Raw genomic sequence first — 18,225 nt, forward strand, 5'->3', positions numbered from 1 at the left:
GACCGCCGCGATCTGGCACAACGACCAGACCGGACAGCCCGTACTGCGGTCACTGACCGCCTACGACCACTGACCCCTTGGAATCGATCATCTAGGGCTGTCGTTCGGGTCAGGCCCTCGGCCCTGACTTCACGCTCCCGCCCGCGCCGTGGCGTCCGGCACGCCCCGGACGCCACCGCGCCACCCTTCGGGCGACGACGGGAGCCCGAAGGCAGGATCCAGCGGCGACCCGACCGGCAGGCGAGCTCCGGCTCCGCCCCTGCCACCGACCTTGAGGAGATCACCGTGATGGGCCCTGCCACCGCGTCACCCCGTCCCACCCCGGCCCACGACCGGACCGGCTCGGACCAGCCGTACTGGCTGCGGGTGGCCCGCGAGGTGGCGGACGATCTCGCCACGGACGCGGTCGCCAGGGAGCAGGCGGGCAAGGCCCCCGTAGACGAGGTGTCCCGGTTGCGCGAGGCGGGCCTGCTGACACCCCCGGCGTCGACCGAGACCGATGGAGGCGGCGGAGACTGGGCCGCCGCCCTCGCCGTGGTCCGCGAGATCGCCGCGGCGGACGGTGCGATCGGCCAACTCCTCGGTTGTCACTACTTCTTGGCGGGCAGCGCCCGGTTCTTCGCCGGGCCCGCGCTCGCCGCGCAGATCGAGGAGCGGTCCGCGGCCGAGCAGTGGTGTTGGGGCGGCGGATTCGCCCGCCAGGAACCCGCACTGACCCTGACCAGGAGCGGCGGCGGGCTGGTGCTCAACGGGCGGCAGGACTACACCACCGGGGTCCTGGCCGCCGACCGGCTCGCCGTGCGGGCCGTACGGGCGGACACGGGCGCGCCGCTCGCCGTCGTGGTGGACGCCGACCGGCCCGGTGTCGTGATCGACGCCGCCGCGGACACCTTCGGCAGGCGGCTCGCGGCCGGCGGCAGCGTGGAGTTCGACGACGTGGTGGTCACCGCCGACGAGGTGCTCGGCCCGCTCTCCGCGGACGAGGATTTCCTGCCGCCCCGGACGGCACTGGCCTCGCCAGTCGCCCACCTCGTCTCGGTCCAGGTCCTGCTCGGCACGGCCGAGGGCACGCTCGCCGAGGCCCGCGAGTACAGCAGGACGGGCCAGACACCCCTGCATCCGGCCTGGCCGGTCGGCAGCCCGCACGACCCGCAGGTGCTGACCACCTACGGGGAGCTGACCGTCCTCGTCCGCTCCGCGTCGGCGCTCGCCGACCAGGCGCTGGGAGCCGTACAGGACGCGCTGGCGCTCGGCGACGAGCTCGCGTACGACGCGTACGCGGAGGTCGCCGCGCTCGTGACCATGGCGGAGACCGCCGCTTCCAGGGCCGCGCAGGAGTCCACCAGCCGGGCACTGGACATCGTCGGCCCGCGCGCCGCATCCGCACGCCTCGGCTTCGACCGTTTCTGGCGCAACGCCCGCACGCACACTCTCTACGAGCCGCTCGGGCATCAACTCCGCGACATCGGCGACTACTTCCTCAATGGCGCGCAGCCTCCTTTCGCCCTCCCCGCCTGAGGCTCTTCACCGAGATCTCGAAATGCGAGACTCGTGCGTCCATATGATGAACACCCTCTTGGGGTGAGCGCTTCCTTCTGCCACGATCCCTATCTGTCAGGTAGGAAAACTGGGAAAGTCAGGGGGTGGCGATGCGTACGCTCAGCCGCGTCGACCTGTCGCGCCTCCTGCTGACCTCGCGCCGCCACATCGACCTCGGCCGCACGTCCAGCGCCATCTGTCGGGCCGCCTGAGCCGTCTCCGTCCGCAGGGGCGCCCGAGGGCGCCCGCGGGACGACGGCCCGAGTCCGGCCCCATGCCGGCCCACGGCCCCACGGCGCCCCGCGCGCCTCCCCTGAACCACTCATTCCCCGAGAGGACACCTCCGTGTCTGCCGCACGCCCTCGCACCACCCTGCGCACCCTCGCCGCCGTAGCAGCACTTCCCCTTCTGCTGACCGCGTGCGGCTACGGGTCCGAGTCGACCGACAGCGGCGGTCAGGCCAAGGCCGCGTCGGGTGCCAAGAAGCTCTCCGCCGACTCGGTGAAGATCGGCTACTTCCCCAACCTGACGCACGGCACCGCCCTGGTGGGCGTCCAGAAGGGCCTGCTGCAGAAGGAGCTCGGCGGCACCGAGATCAAGCCGTCGACCTTCAACGCCGGCCCCTCCGAGATCGAGGCCCTCAACGCCGGCTCCATCGACATCGGCTGGATCGGCCCCTCCCCCTCCATCAACGGCTACACCAAGTCCAAGGGCAAGTCCCTGCGGATCATCGGCGGTTCGGCCTCCGGCGGCGTCAAGCTGGTCGTGAACCCGAAGAAGATCAAGTCCCTGGACGACCTCAAGGGCAAGAAGATCGCCACGCCGCAGTTCGGCAACACGCAGGACGTCGCGTTCCTCAACTGGATCGCGGAGAAGGGCTGGAAGGTCGACGCCCAGAGCGGCAAGGGCGATGTCTCCGTCGTCCGCACCGACAACAAGATCACGCCGGACGCCTACAAGTCCGGCTCCATCGACGGCGCCTGGGTGCCCGAGCCCACCGCGTCCAAGCTCGTCTCCGAGGGCGGCAAGGCCATCCTCGACGAGGCCGACCTGTGGCCCGACAAGAAGTTCGTGATCACGAACATGATCGTGTCGCAGAAGTTCCTCAAGGAGCACCCGGACGTCGTCGAGGCCGTGCTGCGCGGCTCGGTGAAGACCAACAAGTGGATCAACGCCAACCCGGAGAAGGCCAAGGCCTCCGCCAACGCGGCGCTGCAGAAGCTGTCCGGCAAGGCGCTGCCGGCCGATGTCATCGACCCGGCCTGGAAGTCCATCGACTTCCTCGACGACCCGCTGGCCTCGACCCTCGACTCCGAGGCGAAGCACGCGGTGAAGTCCGGACTCCTCGAGCAGCCCGACCTCAAGGGCATCTACGACCTGAAGCCTCTCAACAAGGTCCTCAAGGCCGAGGGCGAGGACGAGGTCGACGACGCCGGCCTCGGCGCGAAGTAACAACCCATCGGACCGGTCACGTCGAGCAATTGACGAACCATCAGGACCATCCGGGCCATCAGGACCCTCAGGAGGTGACGCCCATGGCCACCACGATCGCCAAGTCGGCCGAGGCCGTCGAGACGGTGACACACGCAGCGCGAATCGAGCATGTCTCGAAGTCCTTCCCCGCGCCGGGCACGCCCGGCGGACAGCAGCTCGTCCTTGACGACATCACACTCGATGTCGCGCCGGGTGAGTTCGTCACCCTCCTGGGGGCCTCGGGCTGCGGCAAGTCCACACTGCTCAACCTGGCCGCGGGCCTCGACCTGCCGTCCGCGGGCTCCATCGCCACGGACGGCAGGCCCGCCCTGATGTTCCAGGAGCACGCGCTGTTCCCGTGGCTGACCGCGGGCAAGAACATCGAGCTGGCGCTCAAGCTGCGCGGGGTCGCGGCGCAGGAGCGGCGCACCGAGGCCGAGCGACTGCTCGACCTCGTACGGCTGACCGGCGCGCACCGCAAGCGGGTGCACGAACTGTCCGGCGGCATGCGCCAGCGCGTGGCCCTCGCCCGTGCGCTGGCCCAGGACAGCCGGCTGCTGCTGATGGACGAGCCGTTCGCCGCGCTCGACGCCATCACCCGCGACGTGCTGCACGACGAGCTCACCCGCATCTGGCAGGAGACGGGTGTGTCGGTGCTGTTCGTGACGCACAACGTGCGGGAGGCGGTGCGCCTGGCCGAGCGCGTCGTCCTGCTGTCGTCCCGCCCCGGCCGCGTCGCCCGGGAGTGGACGGTCGACCTGCCGCGACCGCGGCGCCTGGAGGACACCTCGGTCGCCGAACTGTCCGCCGAGATCACCGAAGAACTGCGTGGGGAGATCCGCCGCCATGGCCGCCACTGACCACACCGTCACCCTCGACGCGGATCCCGCGAAGGCGGACTCCGACGAGCCCCGGCGCCCGAGCGACCTCGCGGGTCTGGAGGCCGGGCTCGACGCACTCGACTCGGTGCAGAGCGTCCGGGCGCCGCTGCGCGAGACACTGCGCCGCAAGGTGCTGCCACCGGTGACCGCGGTCGCGGTGGTGCTGGTGGTCTGGCAGCTGCTGGTGTGGGCGGGGGTCGTGCCCGACTACAAGCTGCCCTCGCCCTCCGAGGTGTGGGGCGAAGTGCGCACGGCCTGGCTCCAGGGCACGCTCCTCGACTCCATCTGGACGTCCGTGTCACGCGGCCTGTTCGGTTTCCTCCTTGCCCTCGTCATCGGCACACCGCTCGGCCTGCTGGTGGCCCGCGTACGGTTCGTGCGGTCGGCGATCGGCCCGATCCTGTCCGGTCTCCAGTCCCTGCCGTCGGTGGCGTGGGTGCCGCCCGCCGTCATCTGGCTGGGCCTCAACGACTCGATGATGTACGCCGTGATCCTGCTCGGCGCGGTCCCCTCCATCGCGAACGGCCTCGTCGCGGGCGTCGACCAGATCCCGCCGCTGTACCTGCGCGCCGGACGGACCCTGGGCGCGACCGGGCTGCGCGGGGCGTGGCACATCGTGATGCCGGGCGCGCTCCCCGGCTATCTCGCCGGGCTGAAGCAGGGCTGGGCCTTCTCGTGGCGCTCGCTGATGGCCGCCGAGATCATCGCTTCGTCGCCCGACCTCGGCGTGGGGCTCGGCCAGCTGCTGGAGAACGGCCGTAACAACAGCAGCATGTCGCAGGTGTTCCTGGCCATCTTCCTGATCCTCCTGGTCGGCATCGCCATCGACCTGCTGATCTTCAGCCCGCTGGAGCGCAAGGTGCTGCGCGGGCGGGGGCTGCTGGTCTCCCGCTGACCACGACCGGCGGCCGGCCGGCCGGGACGGGGGTCCGGCCGGTCAGCCGCCGAGGGCGTCGGCCATGCGGTCGAGGTCGACGAGGAGGGCGGCCAGGCGCCGCTCGGGGATGGCCTCGATCATCTGCCGTTCGATGTCGTAGACGGCGGACCTGACCGCTTCGAGCCGCGTGCGGCCTTCGGGCGTCAGGTGGGTGGGCAGGGCGCGGCCGTGTTCGCTCGTGGCGGGGCGGGAGACCAGGCCCGCTTCCTGGAGGTGGCGCAGGACGACATTCACGGACTGCCGGGTGACGAACGTGGCGCGGGCGAGTTCGGCGTTGGACAGGCCCGGCCGCTCGTCGAGAAGTTCGAGGCAGGAGTACTGCGGCACGGTCAGCCGGTGCTCGCGCAACGCCGCGTCCATGGCGCCGCGAAGGGCCGCGGCGGCGCGCTTGAGGCGGTATCCCACATGGTCCGTGACATTGTCCGCGGGGTGCGGCGGCTGCGTCGGCTTCCGGTCTTCCATGTCAGCAGTTTGACATACGAGCGGGGTACACCTACGTTCGACATGTCAGAGTCCTGACATTGGATGCACGCTTACGCCGGAGGCGCCGACCATGAGCAGCCCCACCACCACCATCTCCGCCGACGCGGACCTGATCACGCTGGTGAACGTCTTCACTGTCTCGCCGGAACGGCAGATCGAGCTCGCCGACGCCCTCGACCGGGCCACCCGCGACGTCTTCCTGGCCGTGCCCGGCTTCGTCTCCGCGAACCTCCACGTCAGCCTGGACGGCCGCCGTGTCGTCAACTACGCGCAGTGGAACAGCGAGCAGCAGTACCAGGAGGCCATGCGGCGCCCCGACGTCCGCGCGCACATCACCGAGGCGGCGGCGATCGCCGAGGCCTTCGACCCGACGTTCACGCAGGTCCGCTCGGTCCACCGGCCCGGCGAGCGGCAAGTCTGAGAGGCCTCCCGGTCCACCCGGCGCGCCGGTCATGGGGCCGAGCAGGGGAACGCGTTGCTGCACCCGGGTGGCACGGGAACGGCCCGGGGTGCGCGTCCCCCGACGGTCTGCTGATCTTTTAAGTGATCACTTGATCCCTCTCAGAAGGAGAAGTTCATGGTGCGTCGCATCGCAGCCGCTGTCGCCGTCGCCTCGGTGGCTGGGTTCCTGGCCGCCGGCCCCGCTGTCGCCGACATCGACGACAGCCACCACAGCAGCAGCCACGTGTATGACCACGCCGGAATCGCCGGTCAGGAGTTCGTCAACGTCGGCGGACGTGACGGGGTCACCGTCTCCAACTCGCTGGCGGCCCACCACAACGTCGGCGCGTGGAAGCACCACCACCGGTACCACGACTACGCCGGTCGCTGAGGTCCCCCGGGGGGGCTCCGCCCCTCGGTATGACGCATGACGCATGACGCATGACGCAGGCGGCCCCGCTTCGGCGGGGCCGCCTCCGCGTGTGCACCGGGAGGAACCTCATAACGAAGGTGTCTTCACCCGGCGTGTCGCACTGACACGGGACCGCCGCTCGGGACCACTGCTCGTATGAGTGAACTGAGCGATCTGATCCCCGTCGAGGCCATCCGCCTCGACGTGGCCGCCCCCGACTGGCAGTCCGCCGTGCGCACCGCCGGTGACCTGCTCGTCTCCACGGACGTCAGCACGGACACGTACTCCGAGGAGATGCTCCGCAACGTCGAGGAGAACGGCCCCTACATCGTCATCGCGCCCGGCTTCGCCTTCGCGCACGCCCGGCCCTCCCCCGCCGTCCGGCGTACGGGCATGTCATGGGTCCGGCTCTCGACACCGGTGAACTTCGGGCACGAGACGAACGACCCGGTCCATCTCGTCGTCGCCCTCGCCGCCGAGGACGCCGGGGCACACACCCAGGCGATGGGCGCCCTCGCCCGGCTGCTCGCGGACCAGGACACCTCCGCGGCCCTGGACCGTGCTCCGACACCGGAGGCCCTGCGGCGGATCCTCGTAGGAGACACCGCACCGACCCCGGCACCGTCCGGCAGCACACCCGAACGGCCCGCGTCCAAGGGCTCCGGGCACGGCATGCACAAGATCCTGACGGTGTGCGGCAACGGGGTCGGCACGAGCCTGTTCCTCAAGTCGACGCTGGACAAGGTGCTCGACCGCTGGAAGTGGAGCAGGTACATCACCACCGAGGCGACCGACACCATCTCCGCGAAGGGCAAGGCGTCCGAGGCGGCGGCCATCATGACCTCGCGGGAGATCGCGCGGACGCTCGGCGACGTAGGGGTGCCGGTGCGGGTGATCGAGGACTTCACCAGCACCAAGGAGGTGGACGCTGCGATGCGCGACCTCTACGACGTCTGATCCCCCGCCCCCACCGCTCCCCTCCCCAGGAGTCCCGCATGAACACCCTCGTCGACATCGCGAAATTCATCGTCAACGAGATCCTCAGCGTCCCCGCCTACCTCATCGGCATCATCACGGCCGTCGGCCTCCTCGCCCTGAAGAAGTCCGCAGGGCAGGTCATCGGCGGTGCCATCAAGGCGACCCTCGGCTTCCTGCTGATCGGTGCGGGCGCGACCCTTGTCACCAACTCGCTCGCCCCGCTCGGCACGATGATCACGGGCGCCACCGGTTCGCACGGTGTCATCCCCACCAACGAGGCGATCGTCGGCATCGCACAGGCCGAGTACGGCTCGCGCGTGGCCTGGCTGATGATCCTCGGCTTCCTCATCAGCCTGCTCCTCGCCCGCTTCACACCGCTCTCGTACGTGTTCCTGACCGGCCATCACATGCTGTTCATGGCAACGCTGTTGACGATGGTGATGGCCACGGCCGGTGTCACGTCATGGGTCGTGGTCGTCGCCGGCGCGGTGCTGCTCGGCGTCATGCTCGTCGCGATGCCCGCCTTCGCGCATCCCTGGACCAAGCGTGTCACCGGGAACAACACCGTCGCCGTCGGGCACTTCGGCACGGCCGGGTACATCCTCTCCGGTGCCACCGGGCAGGCCGTCGGCAAGAAGAGCCGCTCGACGGAGGAGATGAACCTGCCCGAGGGCCTGCGCTTCCTGCGTGACTCGATGGTGGCCACCGCCCTGTCGATGCTGCTCATCTACATGATCATGGCCATCGTCTTCCTCGCGAAGGTCGGGAAGACGGAGGCGTTCAAGGCGTTCGCGACGGGCGGGGGGACGCCCTCCACGGGTGTCGGCAACTACCTGATGTCATCGGTCGGTCAGGGCCTCCAGTTCGGCATCGCCGTCGCCGTCATCCTGTTCGGCGTCCGTACGATCCTCGGTGAGCTGGTCCCCGCCTTCCAGGGCATCGCGCAGAAGGTCGTGCCCGGCGCCATCCCCGCCCTGGACGCCCCGATCGTCTTCCCCTACGCCCAGAACGCCGTGCTCGTCGGCTTCATCTGCTCGTTCGTCGGCGGCCTGGTCAGCCTCGGGCTGCTCGTCGGTGTCTTCAAGCCCGCGTTCGGCACGGCCCTCGTCCTGCCGGGGCTCGTCCCGCACTTCTTCACCGGTGGCGCGGCGGGTGTCTTCGGCAACGCGACGGGCGGGCGCCGCGGGGCGGCCCTCGGGGCATTCCTCAACGGTGTGCTGATCACGTTCCTGCCCGCGTTCCTGCTGGGCGTCCTCGGCTCGTTCGGCTCGGCCAACACCACGTTCGGCGACGCCGACTTCGGCTGGCTCGGCCTCATCCTCGGCAACGTCGCCAAGGCCGGTGACGTCGCGGGTGTGATCCTCATGCTCGTCGTCGGCCTGTTGATCCTGGCCACGGCCATCACGTGGCAGAAGCGGGTCGTGGAGACCGGCTGGGACCCGGGCGCCAAGCGCGCCGCGCTGCTGCCGCCGGAGGACCGCCCGGAGCAGCACGACGAGACCGCGGGCGACCAGACCCCGGTCTCCCGCACGTACGCGAAGATCACGCCTCCGGCGGGCGCCCCGGTGCCGCCGCCTCCGCCGGAGGACTGAGCGGATCCCACACACACGTCGAAGGCCCGCTGCACCCCTCGGGGGTGTGGCGGGCCTTCGTACGGTGTGTCAGCCGGGGCCGGTCGGTGGGGGCCGGTCAGTGGGGGGGACGGTCAGTGCGCGAAGCCCCAGTCGAGAATCTTCGTCGCGTCGCCGAAGACCTCCTTGTCGGCGCCGACGATCGCGCCGACGAGCGTGCGGTTGTCCCGCTTCGCGGCGAAGACCAGGGAGTAGCCGGCCTCTTCGCCGCTGCCGGTCTTGACGCCCAGGGCGCCGTCGTAGCTGCTCAGCAGGTCGTTGGTGGTTTCCCAGGTGTAGTACCGGGTGCGGCCGTTGGCCGCCGGGGCCTCGGCCTCGTACTTCTTCAGCTTCACCACGTCGGCGAAGACCGGCTGGAGCATGGCGCGCTGGCCGAGCTTGGCGAGGTCGCGGGCGGTGCTGCGGTTGTCGCCGTGGGAGATGCCGTCGAACGAGTCGAAGTGGGTACCGGTCATGCCCAGCTGCGCCGCCTCGACGTTCATCTGGCTCACGAAGTCGGCGACCCGCGCTTCCGTGGTGTTCCCGACGCCGTAATTGTCGGCAAGCGCCATGGCGGCGTCGCCGCCGGAGGGAATCAGCATGGCGTGCAGCAGCTGCCGGGCGGTCAGCTTGTCACCGGTCTGGAGGTCGGCCGTGCTGGCGCCGTTCTCCTGGACATAGTCGCGGTACTCCTGCTTGACCGTGATCTGCCGGTCGAGCCATTCCGGGTGCTTGAGCACGACCACGGCAGTCATGATCTTCGTCGTGCTGGCCATCGACACACTCTCGTCGGCCTTGGCCCCGGCCCACATCTCGCGCTCCTGGCTGCCGTCGCGGGCGTCCAGGAGGTAGGCGTGGTCGGCCGCGACGGCGGGAACGTCCTGGGTGTCCGCGGCCGGCGCGCCCTCGTTCTGTTCGGCGGCGGGCGTGGCTGCCTGGGCGATGCCACCGGCGGTGATCGGCAGGACGGCCCCGAAGAGCGCGACCGTCGCGACTCTGGCTCCGGTCCGGTGCAGCCGGTTGGGTCGGGCATGGGAACCCATGGAACGCCCCCTCCTTCCGGCGGGTGTCCGCCGGTTCGTCATGGTAAATCGGTGCACCACGAACCTACTTGTCCACCGACCCTTCACGTCAAGATCGCCATGTCATAACCGGGTAACAGGCCTGACCTGCGTGAAGGTGACGTGCAGACAACCGGTCGATCCCGTGACCCCGGCAACCCGCACCCTCGATCAACACTCCACCCGCACACCGGACTTGAGCCCGTCGGCTCACTCGCCGTCGAAGGCGTCCCGTGCGCGTTCGATCTCGGGCATGTGTGTCGTGGCCCAGTCCAGCAGTACGTCGACCGGGCGGCGGAGTGTCTTGCCGAGGGGCGTGATCCGGTACTCGACGGCGACCGGGCGGGAGCTGAGCAGCTCCCGCTCGACGATGCCGTTGCGCTCAAGCCGCCGGAGTGTGGCGGTGAGTGATTTCTGGGTCACCTCGGGGATCGCGCGGCGCAGTTCGTTGAAGCGGCTTGGCCGTTCGCAGAGTTCGTTGAGGACGCTCAGCGACCACTTGTCCAGCACCTGGTCGAGGAGTTCCCGGTGCGGGGCGGTGACGCGGAGTTCGCTGTCAGGGGTGGGGGCGGAGGCGGGAGCGGTATCCATGCCGAAACCTGGTTCCGTTGAAGTGTCCTTTGTGCACCAGGTATCAAAGGTATACCTACGAATCGTTCGACATGAGCCTCGCGACGTGAGGCATGAGGAGTCCTCGATGGCCGTTCGCCGTTTCACCCCTGCCGGCATGCTTCAGCCCACCCCGTACCACCACGTCGCCGTCGCCACCGGCACGCGCCATGTGTACGTGAGCGGGCAGATCGCCCGCACCGCGGACGGGGCCCGGGTCGCTCCGGGCGACCTCGCGGGCCAGGTCGCGCACGCGCTGCGCAACACAGCGACCGGGCTCGCCGGCGCGGGCGCGACCTTCGACGACGTGGCGCGGCTGACGTTCCACGTCGTGGGGTGGACGCCGGAGAAGATCGACGCGTTCATGGCCGGAATCGGCCAGGTGGCCGGGGAGTTGGGTCTGGGCGACCGGCTCCCCCCGGCCTCGCTGATCGGCGTCGACTGCCTCTTCGAGCCCGACGTACTCGTCGAGGTCGAGGCGACGGCGGTTCTCGACTGAGAGGGCCTGACTGCCGTGCATGCACCAGGTCAGTCGGGCAGCCGTCTGTCGTCCACATGCGCGCCGTAGAAGTCGGCCTGGCGTTCCATGACCTCCCGCATCGGGGTGCCACGTGGCACCCCGTAGACGGTGCCCGGGAAGTCCAGGCCCTCCTGCTCCTCCCACAGCTCGTCGTGCTGGTCCGGCGAGAACAGCCGCGCCGGATCCCCGGCGGCGATCCAGCCGATGGGCACCACGGTGTCCGGGCCCAGCCGGGAGTTGGCGTGGAGCACGCTGTTGATCCGCAGTTCCGAGCGTGTCCCCGCCACCGCGCCGGGGAACATCGACACTCCGGTGGCCACGAAGACCTCGTCCTCCACGCGCGCCCCGTTGATGTGCGCGTGCGGCCCGATCAGTACGGAGTCGCCCAGCACGGCTGGGTGTCGCGCCCTCCCCCGCACCAGCGCGTTCTCCATGACCACGACGTCGCGGCCGGTGCGCACCTCGCCGTCCTCCGCGGTGAGGACGGCTCCGTGCAGGACACGCACGCGCTCCCCCAGGACGACCGCGCCACACAGCACGGCGGACGGAGCGACGTAGGCGGAAGCGGGGACCACGGGGCGTTTTCCACGGTGCTCGATCAGCATGCCCATGGAGCGTAGAGCAGGCGGGGCCGGACGGCACGTCCGCGCGGGCCCCTTCAGACGTCAGCGCGGTGGACGCTGACGGCATAGCCGCCACCGTCGTACGGCGCGGCGTCCCACGTCGCGAACCGGTCCACAAGGGTGAGACCGGCCGCCTCACAGCAGGCGTCGTACTCCGGCAGTGTGATCGTGGGCGGCACCGGCAGGTGGGCCGCGTCCAGGCCGAAGCCCGCGACCAGCAGTCCGCCCGGGCGCAGGGCCGCGGCCAGGCGCTTGACGACCGTGGCTTCGGTGCCGGGGGTGAGCAGCGGCATGACGTTGCCGGCGGCGACCACGAGGTCGAAGTCCGCGGCGATGCCGAGATCGGCCGGGTCGAACTCGGCGAGATCGGTCTGGTACCAGGGCAGTTGGGGCGCCCGCTCCCGTGCCACGTCGAGCATGGAGGCGTCCAGGTCGATCCCCACGCCGTCGTATCCGAGCTCCGCCAGCCGGATCATGACCCGTCCGGTGCCGCACCCGGCGTCGAGCACGCGGGCCCCGGCGGGCACGAGGGCCGCGCAGAAGGACGCCTCTCCGTGCATGTCCTTTCCGCTGCGCGCCAGCGCCTCGAAGCGGGCGGCGTACTCGCTGCCGGACGTTCCACCGGTCAGTTCCTGCCAACGACTCATGTGATCGACTATAGGTCGCCGGGCCGCCCGGTCACGCCTGGGCACCGCCCCCGCCCTCGCTCGCCGGAAGGCGTAGGACACACGCCGTGAGCAGCGCGAGGAAGGTGAAGCCGGCGGAGATCCACAGGGCCTGTTCGATGCCGCCGAGCGTGCCGGAGCCGGCCGCCGGGGCGACGAGTGCGATGCCGACCGAGGAGCCGATGCCGAAGCAGGCCGCGTTGATGCCGGGGACGGCGCCGGGCGCGTCCTTCGGGGAGACGACGACACCGAGCGCGTTGAGCGGCGTCATGGCCAGGCCGTTGTACGCGATGCCGAGAGCGCAGGCCGCCGCGAAGAGCAGCCACCGGTTGTCCGGCAAGAGGGCCGTGCCGAGCAGGATGAGGAGGCTGAGCCCCAGGCCCGTGCGCAGGAGTACGAGCCAGCCCTTGCGCGGTGCCAGCCATCCCGTCAGCGGTGCGGAGAGCAGACCGATGGCGGCGGGCGGGGTGAGGTAGAGCAGCGAGGAGAGCGTCGCGCTCATCCCGTAGCCGAACTCGCCGTCCTGGCTGAGCAGGACGAACGTGAAGTTGATCGCGGAGAAGACGCCCATCAGGGTCAGCAGGGTTGTCGCGAGCAGCGGCCACACCTGGCGCGAGCGCAGGTGCTCGATGGCGATGAGCGGGGCCGTACGGCGCTTCTCCGTCTGCCAGAAGACGACGAGCAGGGTGAGCGCGGCCAGCAGCAGGGCGAGCGGCAGCGGCGCCGACCAGCCGTGTGCGGAGCCCTTGCTGAGCGCGAGGTTGACGCAGATGAGCGCGGCGGACAGCTCGGCGGCGCCCCACCAGTCCATCCGCCGGCCGTCCTTGGGCGCGGTCTCGGGCAGGAAGCGCAACAGCAGGACGATCGCGGTCAGGCCGACGACGAGGATGGCCCCGAAGATCCAGCGGAAGCCGACGGTGTCCGCGACGATGCCGCCGACCAGGCCGTCGAGCCCGCCGACGCCACCGTTGATGGCGGTGACGAGCCCGAGGGCCGGGCCGAACCTGGCGGGGCTCATCGTGTCGCGCAGCAGCATGTACGTGACCGGGAAGGTGGCACCGGAGGCGCCCTGGAGGATGCGCCCGGCGATGAGCACGGGAACGCTGGGGGCCAGGGCGGCGATCAGCGCGCCGAGGCACATCGTGACCATCGCGGCCAGCAGGATGCGGCGGCGGCCCACGCGGTCGCTGAGCCGGCCGAGGACGACGCCCGCGACACCGCCGACGAGGAAGAACAGGTCCTGGGCGCCCGCCACTTGGGAGGCCGAGACCTGGAATTCCCTGGCGATCTCGGGGAGCGCGGGGGTGACCATGGAGGCACCGAGCTGGAACGCGATCACCGCGACGATGAGCGCGGTGAGCAGCAGTCCGTGCGATCTCCCGCGGCGGCCCGCGCCGTCCGCGTCCTCGGCGGCCGCCGCGGGAGCCGTGCGGCTCACGAGAGGGCTCCGGATCCGGTGGCGGGCAGGGCGGTTCCGGCCGGTGCGCCTACGGCCGGGACGCCTCCGGTCGGCACGTCTACGGCCGGTGCGTCTATGGAGTTGATCCGCTCCACGAGGCGCTCCGGGAACGTGCCGTCGGTCTCCAGGAGGACGCGGGCGTTGGCCTCGGGCGTGCGGGGGTAGCCGCGGTACATGCCCCGGGTGTCGGCGACGAGTTCGCCGCGCGCGGGGCCCTGCGTGGTGTCGACGGTGACGTGCAGCACGGGGGCCTGGACGGGCGCGAGGTCACCGGCGGCCATGGCGGCGGCCAGCGGGTCGTGGCAGGCGGAGGCGCGGAACGGGAACACGATCCGCTCGTGGAAGTCGAGGTACACGTCGAGGGCGTCGGCGGCGAAGCGGGCGGCCGGTGTGCCGTGGGCGCGCAGCCGGTCCTGGTGGGCGGGGGTGAGGCGCTCGCGCATGGTCACGTCGAGGGGGACGATCGTCAGCTCCCACCCGGCGGCGAGGACGCGTGCGGCCGCCTCGGGGTCGTTGCCGATGTTGGCCTCGGCACGGGCGCCGATGTTGCCGGGATGGTGGACGGCGCCGCCCATCACCGTGACATGGCTGACGAGTTCGGGGAGCCGGGGCTCACGCTCCAGGGCGTGGGCGAGGTTGGTGAGGGGCGCGGTGGCCAGGATGTGCAGGGCGCCCGGGGCCTCGTGCGCGGCGTCGATGATGAGCTGTACGGCGTCGCGCCGGTCGAGGTCGGCGGTGGGCTGCGGGAGTTGGATGTTGCCGATGCCGTTGTCGCCGTGCACGTGGGTGGCGTACTCGGGGTCGGTGCCGGTGAGCGGGGTGGCGGCGCCGGCCGCGACGGGGATGTCGGTGCGGCCCGCGAGTTCGAGCACCTGGAGGGTGTTGATCGCGGCCTGTTCGGCGCTGGTGTTGCCCGCGACGGTGGTGACACCGCGCAGGTCCACGCCGGGGGTGCCGGCGAGGTAGAGGAGGGCCAGGGCGTCGTCGACGCCCGTGTCGCAGTCCATGAGCAGGGGCAGGGGGGCGTTCATCGGGGGCCTTTCCGCGGGGAGGGAGTTCACATCCAACTCGGCTTCAGTTGTCAGACAACTGAAGTTCTGCGGTGGAGCGTAAGTACGGATCGCCCCGCTGACAAGAGGTTGATTTACCGGGTTGACCGGCGTAATGGCGCTGGTGCATGCTCGACGTGACGCCGTACCCGGCCCGGTGGATGTATGACCACTGGCGGCCGGAGAATGGTTGACATGACCGAGAGGCCCCGCCCCATGACCGCACGCGCGGCTCACCGCCGACCGCCCCGCGTCGAGCTGTACGAGCGGATCGTCGCCGCGATCCACGACGGCACCTTCCCGCCCGGCTCCGTGCTCCCCTCAGAGCCGGCGCTCGCCGGGGAACTGGGGGTGAGCCGCCCCGCGCTGCGCGAGGTGCTGATCCTGCTCCAGGAGGACGGGGTGATCACCCGCAAGCACGGGGTGGGCAGCCGGGTCAGCCATCAGCTACCGCCACGCGGCCTCGAACGCCTCTCACCCGTCGAGGACCTGCTCGACACCACGCACGTCGACAGCCGCCGGCTCGCCGCGAGCCGGGATCTGCCCACCGACTTCTCCGCCCACCACCTGCGGCTGTCCGGCAGCGACAGCACCTGGTTCTGGGAGACCCTGCTGGCGGCGGACGGCGTGCCCGCGTGTTTCGCGCACGAGTGGGCCGCCGACGACGACACCCTCGCCGAGGTCGTTCCCGACGGCCCGGCGCTCCTCAACCGCACGGCCGACGCGAGCCGGGGCGGGGCGCCGGACCGCAGCATGAGCGCCGTCCTCCTCGCTGCCACCGACGCCCCGCTCACCGGCCGCAGCACGGTCGGCGCGACGCTGCTCGGCGAGGAGCGCGGCGCGGCGATGGAGCGGTCCGCGCAGACCCCGGCGACGCTCGTGACGCAGGTCGTGTCCTGGGGCAGCCGGCCACTGTTCGCCGCCAAGTACCTCTACCCGGCGGGCGCCCCGCTGCTCCACGTACGCCAGCGCCGCTGATCGCTCCTGGCGCGCCGCGGCCGACAGGAGACCACGCGGCCCGCCGCCTCACGCCGTCGCCGCCCCCGGATCGCAGTCCTCCGCGATCTCGTCCAACAGGTCGATCAGCGCATGCAGCGCCGGATTCGGGTCGCCCGCGCGCCACGCCAGGGCCAGCGGCAGCGGCGGGATGTCACGGGCCGGGATGAGGACCACGCCGGGGACCTTGAGGTGGCCGGCGGAGGACGGCACGAAGCCGATGCCCACACCCGCGCCGACCAGCGTCAGGATCGTGTGCGTGTCCGGCGCCTCCTGGATGATGCGGGGGCTCGACCCGTGGGCCAGATAGGCGCTGTGGATCAGCGCCACGATGCCCGCGCCCCGGTTGGTGGGGTGGCTGACGACGGGCTCGTCCTGGATCTCGCCCATGCCGATCTCCTCGCGCGTCGCGAGCCGGTGCCCCGCGGGGAGTGCCACCACGATGTCGTGCCGGGCCAGTTCGCGGGCCTGGATGCCGGTGCCGGAGACCGGCAGCCGCATCAGCCCCGCGTCGATCTCGTCGTCGGTGAGCCGGGTCACCAACTCGCCGCCGTACAGCGGGCCGTGGATCTCCAGGCGGACGCGCGGGCGGTGTTCGCGGAACTTCCGGGTCATCAGGATCAGCACCTCGTGGGAGGTGGGCCCGCTGAACCCGAGCCGCACCACCCCGGTCTGCCCGCTCGCGGCCCGGCGTGCGGCGAGCGGCGCCTCCTGCACTGCCCGCAGCGCCCGGCGGGCCTCCGTCAGGAACGCCTCCCCCGCCGCCGTGAGGGACACCTGCCGCGTCGTGCGGCGCAGCAGCGTGACGCCGACCTCGTGCTCAAGACGCTTGATCTGCTGGGACAGCGGCGGCTGCGACATCTGCAAGCGCTCCGCCGCCCGCCGGAAGTTGAGCTCCTCCGCGACCGTCACGAACGACCGCAGATGACGCAATTCCACGTGAACTCCCGTTCCCTCGCAGGTCATCAGTGATTGTGTCGCGCAGCCGAATCAACGGTAGAGAACTTTGGTGTTAGACGAAACCAGTCGGCGGTCATAGCTTCCCTGTGAGCGCGATCACGTTGTTTCCCACAGGAGTTCCCCTGCCCACGCCCGGACGACGACGTCCGCGGCCGACCGGAAGGACGGGACGAGATGCCGAGCAGACGGCTTCCCGCAGAGGAGAAGATGGCCCGCAGGGCGGGCTGGGCCTCCTACCTCGGCTCGACGATCGAGTGGTACGACTTCTACGTCTACGGCACCGCCTCCGCCCTGGTGTTCGCCCCGCTGTTCTTCGCCGACGTACCCCCGACGATCGGCGTGCTGCTCTCCTTCGTCACCTTCTGGGTCGGCTTCCTGGCCCGGCCGCTCGGCGCCATCCTCTTCGGCCACCTCGGCGACCGCCTCGGCCGCAAGAAGGCGCTGGTCGCCACGCTGCTGCTGATGGGTGTCAGCACGGTCGGCATCGGGTGTCTTCCGACGTACGGGCAGATCGGTGTGGCCGCGCCGATCCTGCTCACCCTGTTCCGTACCGTGCAGGGCATCGCGCTCGGCGGTGAGTGGGGCGGCTCGGTCCTGATCACCACCGAACACGCCAAGAAGGAACGCGGGTTCCTGTTCGCGGCCTTCGCCCAGCAGGGCTCGCCCACCGGCCGCATCCTGGCCACCCTCTCCTTCCTCGCCGTCGGGCGGCTCTCCGACGACGCACTCCTCGCGTGGGCCTGGCGGATCCCGTTCCTGGCCTCCGCCCTGCTGGTGATCATCGGCCTGGTGATCCGGCTCAGCCTGGAGGAGTCCCCGGCGATGGTGTCGCTTCGGGCCGCCGACCAGACCGTGAAGATGCCGGTCGTCACCCTGTTCCGGGAGCACTCCAAACTCCTGCTGCTCGGCGTCGGCGCCGCGTTCACCGTCTTCGCCATCGTCTACGCCCGTGACACCTTCGCCCTGTCGTGGGCGACCGGCGAAGTCGGCATGGGACGGCAGGACTTCCTCACGGTCATCCTGATCGCCAGCATCGTGCAGTTCTTCGTGCAGCCGCTCGGCGCCCTGCTGGCCACCCGCTGGGGCGTCCGCAAGGCCGTCACCGTCATCCTGGCCTGCCAGATCCCCACGATCCCGGTCATGTTCGCCCTCATCGGCACCGGCAGCTTCCCGCTCGCCGTGACCGGCGCGGTCCTCGCGACCATCCCGGACGTCATGTACTACGCGATCGTCGCGGGCATGTTCGCCCAGGCCTTCCCTGCCAAGGTCCGCTACACCGGCATCTCCACGGCGTACGGGCTCGCGGGTGTGCTCGGCGGCCTGGCGCCGGTCATTCTGCAGTCGCTGCTGTCGGCCTCCGGGACGATCGTGCTCCCGGTGCTGTTCGTGGTCGTCCTCGGAGTCATCTCGCTCGTCGCGGCACGCGCCTTCCTCACCCTGTCGGCCAGGACCGCCGACCAGGAGCAGCAGACCGAAGCGTCTCCCGCTGCCGCCAACTGACCTTCCCCTACTCGCACTTCGCGTCGCCG

20 protein-coding genes are annotated in these 18,225 nt (G+C 70.7%); 12 read left to right on the forward strand and 8 right to left on the reverse strand.

All coding sequences use genetic code 11. The features are described 5' to 3' along the window. Window positions 1–288 precede the first annotated feature (288 nt). From ACIRHA_RS35370 to ACIRHA_RS35390, 5 genes are all read left to right on the forward strand, one after another. Window positions 289–1,518, forward strand: coding sequence for an acyl-CoA dehydrogenase family protein (locus tag ACIRHA_RS35370; protein WP_403854377.1), 1,230 nt, complete (start codon window positions 289–291; stop codon window positions 1,516–1,518). Between the two features lie 131 nt (window positions 1,519–1,649). Then, window positions 1,650–1,751, forward strand: a complete 102-nt coding sequence (locus ACIRHA_RS35375) for a putative leader peptide (RefSeq protein WP_403854379.1) — start codon at window positions 1,650–1,652, stop codon at window positions 1,749–1,751. A 133-nt stretch (window positions 1,752–1,884) separates the two neighbouring features. After that, window positions 1,885–2,991: an ABC transporter substrate-binding protein gene (locus tag ACIRHA_RS35380; protein WP_403854381.1), complete on the forward strand. Its 1,107-nt coding sequence runs from the start codon at window positions 1,885–1,887 to the stop codon at window positions 2,989–2,991. An 83-nt stretch (window positions 2,992–3,074) separates the two neighbouring features. Beyond that, the gene (locus ACIRHA_RS35385) at window positions 3,075–3,872 is read left to right on the forward strand and encodes an ABC transporter ATP-binding protein (RefSeq protein WP_403854383.1); all 798 of its coding nucleotides are present in this window, start codon (window positions 3,075–3,077) and stop codon (window positions 3,870–3,872) included. After that, window positions 3,859–4,788: an ABC transporter permease gene (locus tag ACIRHA_RS35390; protein ID WP_403854385.1), complete on the forward strand. Its 930-nt coding sequence runs from the start codon at window positions 3,859–3,861 to the stop codon at window positions 4,786–4,788. The genes ACIRHA_RS35385 and ACIRHA_RS35390 overlap by 14 nt, the downstream gene beginning before the upstream one ends. 42 nt (window positions 4,789–4,830) lie before the next feature. Here ACIRHA_RS35390 and ACIRHA_RS35395 read toward each other — a convergent pair whose 3' ends face one another. After that, window positions 4,831–5,292 carry a MarR family winged helix-turn-helix transcriptional regulator gene (locus ACIRHA_RS35395; RefSeq protein ID WP_403854387.1) on the reverse strand — a complete coding sequence of 154 codons (462 nt, stop codon included), beginning with the start codon at window positions 5,290–5,292 and terminating at the stop codon, window positions 4,831–4,833. A 91-nt stretch (window positions 5,293–5,383) separates the two neighbouring features. Between ACIRHA_RS35395 and ACIRHA_RS35400 the strand changes: the two genes are divergently transcribed. The 4 genes from ACIRHA_RS35400 (at window position 5,384) to ACIRHA_RS35415 (ending at window position 8,736) form a co-directional block, all read left to right on the forward strand. Continuing rightward, window positions 5,384–5,734, forward strand: coding sequence for an antibiotic biosynthesis monooxygenase family protein (locus ACIRHA_RS35400; protein WP_403854389.1), 351 nt, complete (start codon window positions 5,384–5,386; stop codon window positions 5,732–5,734). Window positions 5,735–5,890: 156 nt separating this feature from the next. Beyond that, window positions 5,891–6,145 carry a hypothetical protein gene (locus ACIRHA_RS35405; protein WP_403854391.1) on the forward strand — a complete coding sequence of 85 codons (255 nt, stop codon included), beginning with the start codon at window positions 5,891–5,893 and terminating at the stop codon, window positions 6,143–6,145. A gap of 177 nt (window positions 6,146–6,322) precedes the next feature. Next, window positions 6,323–7,123 carry a PTS sugar transporter subunit IIA gene (locus ACIRHA_RS35410; protein ID WP_403854393.1) on the forward strand — a complete coding sequence of 267 codons (801 nt, stop codon included), beginning with the start codon at window positions 6,323–6,325 and terminating at the stop codon, window positions 7,121–7,123. Between the two features lie 38 nt (window positions 7,124–7,161). Then, the gene (locus ACIRHA_RS35415; RefSeq protein WP_403854395.1) at window positions 7,162–8,736 is read left to right on the forward strand and encodes a PTS ascorbate transporter subunit IIC; all 1,575 of its coding nucleotides are present in this window, start codon (window positions 7,162–7,164) and stop codon (window positions 8,734–8,736) included. 113 nt (window positions 8,737–8,849) lie between these two features. Here ACIRHA_RS35415 and ACIRHA_RS35420 read toward each other — a convergent pair whose 3' ends face one another. Together ACIRHA_RS35420 and ACIRHA_RS35425 are read right to left on the reverse strand one after the other, a co-directional pair. Then, window positions 8,850–9,797, reverse strand: a complete 948-nt coding sequence (locus ACIRHA_RS35420) for a D-alanyl-D-alanine carboxypeptidase family protein (RefSeq protein WP_403854397.1) — start codon at window positions 9,795–9,797, stop codon at window positions 8,850–8,852. 228 nt (window positions 9,798–10,025) lie between these two features. Next, window positions 10,026–10,406: a winged helix-turn-helix transcriptional regulator gene (locus tag ACIRHA_RS35425; RefSeq protein ID WP_403854399.1), complete on the reverse strand. Its 381-nt coding sequence runs from the start codon at window positions 10,404–10,406 to the stop codon at window positions 10,026–10,028. Window positions 10,407–10,512: 106 nt separating this feature from the next. On the opposite strand from ACIRHA_RS35425, the gene ACIRHA_RS35430 reads away from it, so the two are divergent. Further along, entirely contained in the window at window positions 10,513–10,923 is a 411-nt protein-coding gene (locus ACIRHA_RS35430; RefSeq protein WP_403854401.1) for a RidA family protein, read from the forward strand. 29 nt (window positions 10,924–10,952) lie between these two features. Here ACIRHA_RS35430 and ACIRHA_RS35435 read toward each other — a convergent pair whose 3' ends face one another. The 4 genes from ACIRHA_RS35435 to ACIRHA_RS35450 are packed head-to-tail and all read right to left on the reverse strand — an operon-like array spanning window position 10,953 to window position 14,722. Next, complete coding sequence (locus ACIRHA_RS35435; RefSeq protein ID WP_403854403.1) at window positions 10,953–11,549, reverse strand: gamma carbonic anhydrase family protein; 597 nt, start codon at window positions 11,547–11,549, stop codon at window positions 10,953–10,955. 53 nt (window positions 11,550–11,602) lie between these two features. Further along, window positions 11,603–12,214, reverse strand: coding sequence for a class I SAM-dependent methyltransferase (locus ACIRHA_RS35440; RefSeq protein WP_403854405.1), 612 nt, complete (start codon window positions 12,212–12,214; stop codon window positions 11,603–11,605). Window positions 12,215–12,245: 31 nt separating this feature from the next. After that, the gene (locus ACIRHA_RS35445; RefSeq protein WP_403854407.1) at window positions 12,246–13,670 is read right to left on the reverse strand and encodes an MFS transporter; all 1,425 of its coding nucleotides are present in this window, start codon (window positions 13,668–13,670) and stop codon (window positions 12,246–12,248) included. Continuing rightward, a complete protein-coding gene (locus ACIRHA_RS35450) occupies window positions 13,667–14,722 on the reverse strand; it encodes a nucleoside hydrolase (protein WP_403854409.1) in 1,056 nt (351 codons plus the stop codon). The genes ACIRHA_RS35445 and ACIRHA_RS35450 overlap by 4 nt, the downstream gene beginning before the upstream one ends. A gap of 213 nt (window positions 14,723–14,935) precedes the next feature. Between ACIRHA_RS35450 and ACIRHA_RS35455 the strand changes: the two genes are divergently transcribed. Further along, on the forward strand, window positions 14,936–15,718 hold the full coding sequence (locus ACIRHA_RS35455) for a GntR family transcriptional regulator (RefSeq protein ID WP_403854411.1): 783 nt from the start codon (window positions 14,936–14,938) through the stop codon (window positions 15,716–15,718). Window positions 15,719–15,766: 48 nt separating this feature from the next. Here the strand turns inward: ACIRHA_RS35455 and ACIRHA_RS35460 are convergent, their stop codons facing one another. Beyond that, on the reverse strand, window positions 15,767–16,675 hold the full coding sequence (locus tag ACIRHA_RS35460) for a LysR substrate-binding domain-containing protein (protein ID WP_403854413.1): 909 nt from the start codon (window positions 16,673–16,675) through the stop codon (window positions 15,767–15,769). A 195-nt stretch (window positions 16,676–16,870) separates the two neighbouring features. Here ACIRHA_RS35460 and ACIRHA_RS35465 point away from each other — a divergent pair, with 195 nt between their 5' ends. Next, on the forward strand, window positions 16,871–18,196 hold the full coding sequence (locus ACIRHA_RS35465; RefSeq protein ID WP_403854415.1) for an MFS transporter: 1,326 nt from the start codon (window positions 16,871–16,873) through the stop codon (window positions 18,194–18,196). The last annotated feature ends 29 nt before the right edge of the window (window positions 18,197–18,225 follow it).

This window comes from Streptomyces sp. NPDC102360, assembly GCF_044766085.1.
Taxonomy (GTDB): domain Bacteria; phylum Actinomycetota; class Actinomycetes; order Streptomycetales; family Streptomycetaceae; genus Streptomyces.

What these genes read in the sequence shown, in the direction of transcription:
- ACIRHA_RS35375 (WP_403854379.1), top strand. Translation starts at nt 1,650, where the DNA reads ATGCGTACGCTCAGCCGCGTCGACCTGTCGCGCCTCCTGCTGACCTCG.
- ACIRHA_RS35450 (WP_403854409.1), bottom strand. Translation starts at nt 14,722, where the DNA reads ATGAACGCCCCCCTGCCCCTGCTCATGGACTGCGACACGGGCGTCGAC.
- ACIRHA_RS35435 (WP_403854403.1), bottom strand. Translation starts at nt 11,549, where the DNA reads ATGCTGATCGAGCACCGTGGAAAACGCCCCGTGGTCCCCGCTTCCGCC.
- ACIRHA_RS35465 (WP_403854415.1), top strand. Translation starts at nt 16,871, where the DNA reads ATGCCGAGCAGACGGCTTCCCGCAGAGGAGAAGATGGCCCGCAGGGCG.
- ACIRHA_RS35390 (WP_403854385.1), top strand. Translation starts at nt 3,859, where the DNA reads ATGGCCGCCACTGACCACACCGTCACCCTCGACGCGGATCCCGCGAAG.
- ACIRHA_RS35400 (WP_403854389.1), top strand. Translation starts at nt 5,384, where the DNA reads ATGAGCAGCCCCACCACCACCATCTCCGCCGACGCGGACCTGATCACG.
- ACIRHA_RS35420 (WP_403854397.1), bottom strand. Translation starts at nt 9,797, where the DNA reads ATGGGTTCCCATGCCCGACCCAACCGGCTGCACCGGACCGGAGCCAGA.
- ACIRHA_RS35385 (WP_403854383.1), top strand. Translation starts at nt 3,075, where the DNA reads ATGGCCACCACGATCGCCAAGTCGGCCGAGGCCGTCGAGACGGTGACA.
- ACIRHA_RS35440 (WP_403854405.1), bottom strand. Translation starts at nt 12,214, where the DNA reads ATGAGTCGTTGGCAGGAACTGACCGGTGGAACGTCCGGCAGCGAGTAC.
- ACIRHA_RS35425 (WP_403854399.1), bottom strand. Translation starts at nt 10,406, where the DNA reads ATGGATACCGCTCCCGCCTCCGCCCCCACCCCTGACAGCGAACTCCGC.
- ACIRHA_RS35410 (WP_403854393.1), top strand. Translation starts at nt 6,323, where the DNA reads ATGAGTGAACTGAGCGATCTGATCCCCGTCGAGGCCATCCGCCTCGAC.
- ACIRHA_RS35430 (WP_403854401.1), top strand. Translation starts at nt 10,513, where the DNA reads ATGGCCGTTCGCCGTTTCACCCCTGCCGGCATGCTTCAGCCCACCCCG.
- ACIRHA_RS35370 (WP_403854377.1), top strand. Translation starts at nt 289, where the DNA reads ATGGGCCCTGCCACCGCGTCACCCCGTCCCACCCCGGCCCACGACCGG.
- ACIRHA_RS35405 (WP_403854391.1), top strand. Translation starts at nt 5,891, where the DNA reads ATGGTGCGTCGCATCGCAGCCGCTGTCGCCGTCGCCTCGGTGGCTGGG.
- ACIRHA_RS35395 (WP_403854387.1), bottom strand. Translation starts at nt 5,292, where the DNA reads ATGGAAGACCGGAAGCCGACGCAGCCGCCGCACCCCGCGGACAATGTC.
- ACIRHA_RS35455 (WP_403854411.1), top strand. Translation starts at nt 14,936, where the DNA reads ATGACCGAGAGGCCCCGCCCCATGACCGCACGCGCGGCTCACCGCCGA.
- ACIRHA_RS35415 (WP_403854395.1), top strand. Translation starts at nt 7,162, where the DNA reads ATGAACACCCTCGTCGACATCGCGAAATTCATCGTCAACGAGATCCTC.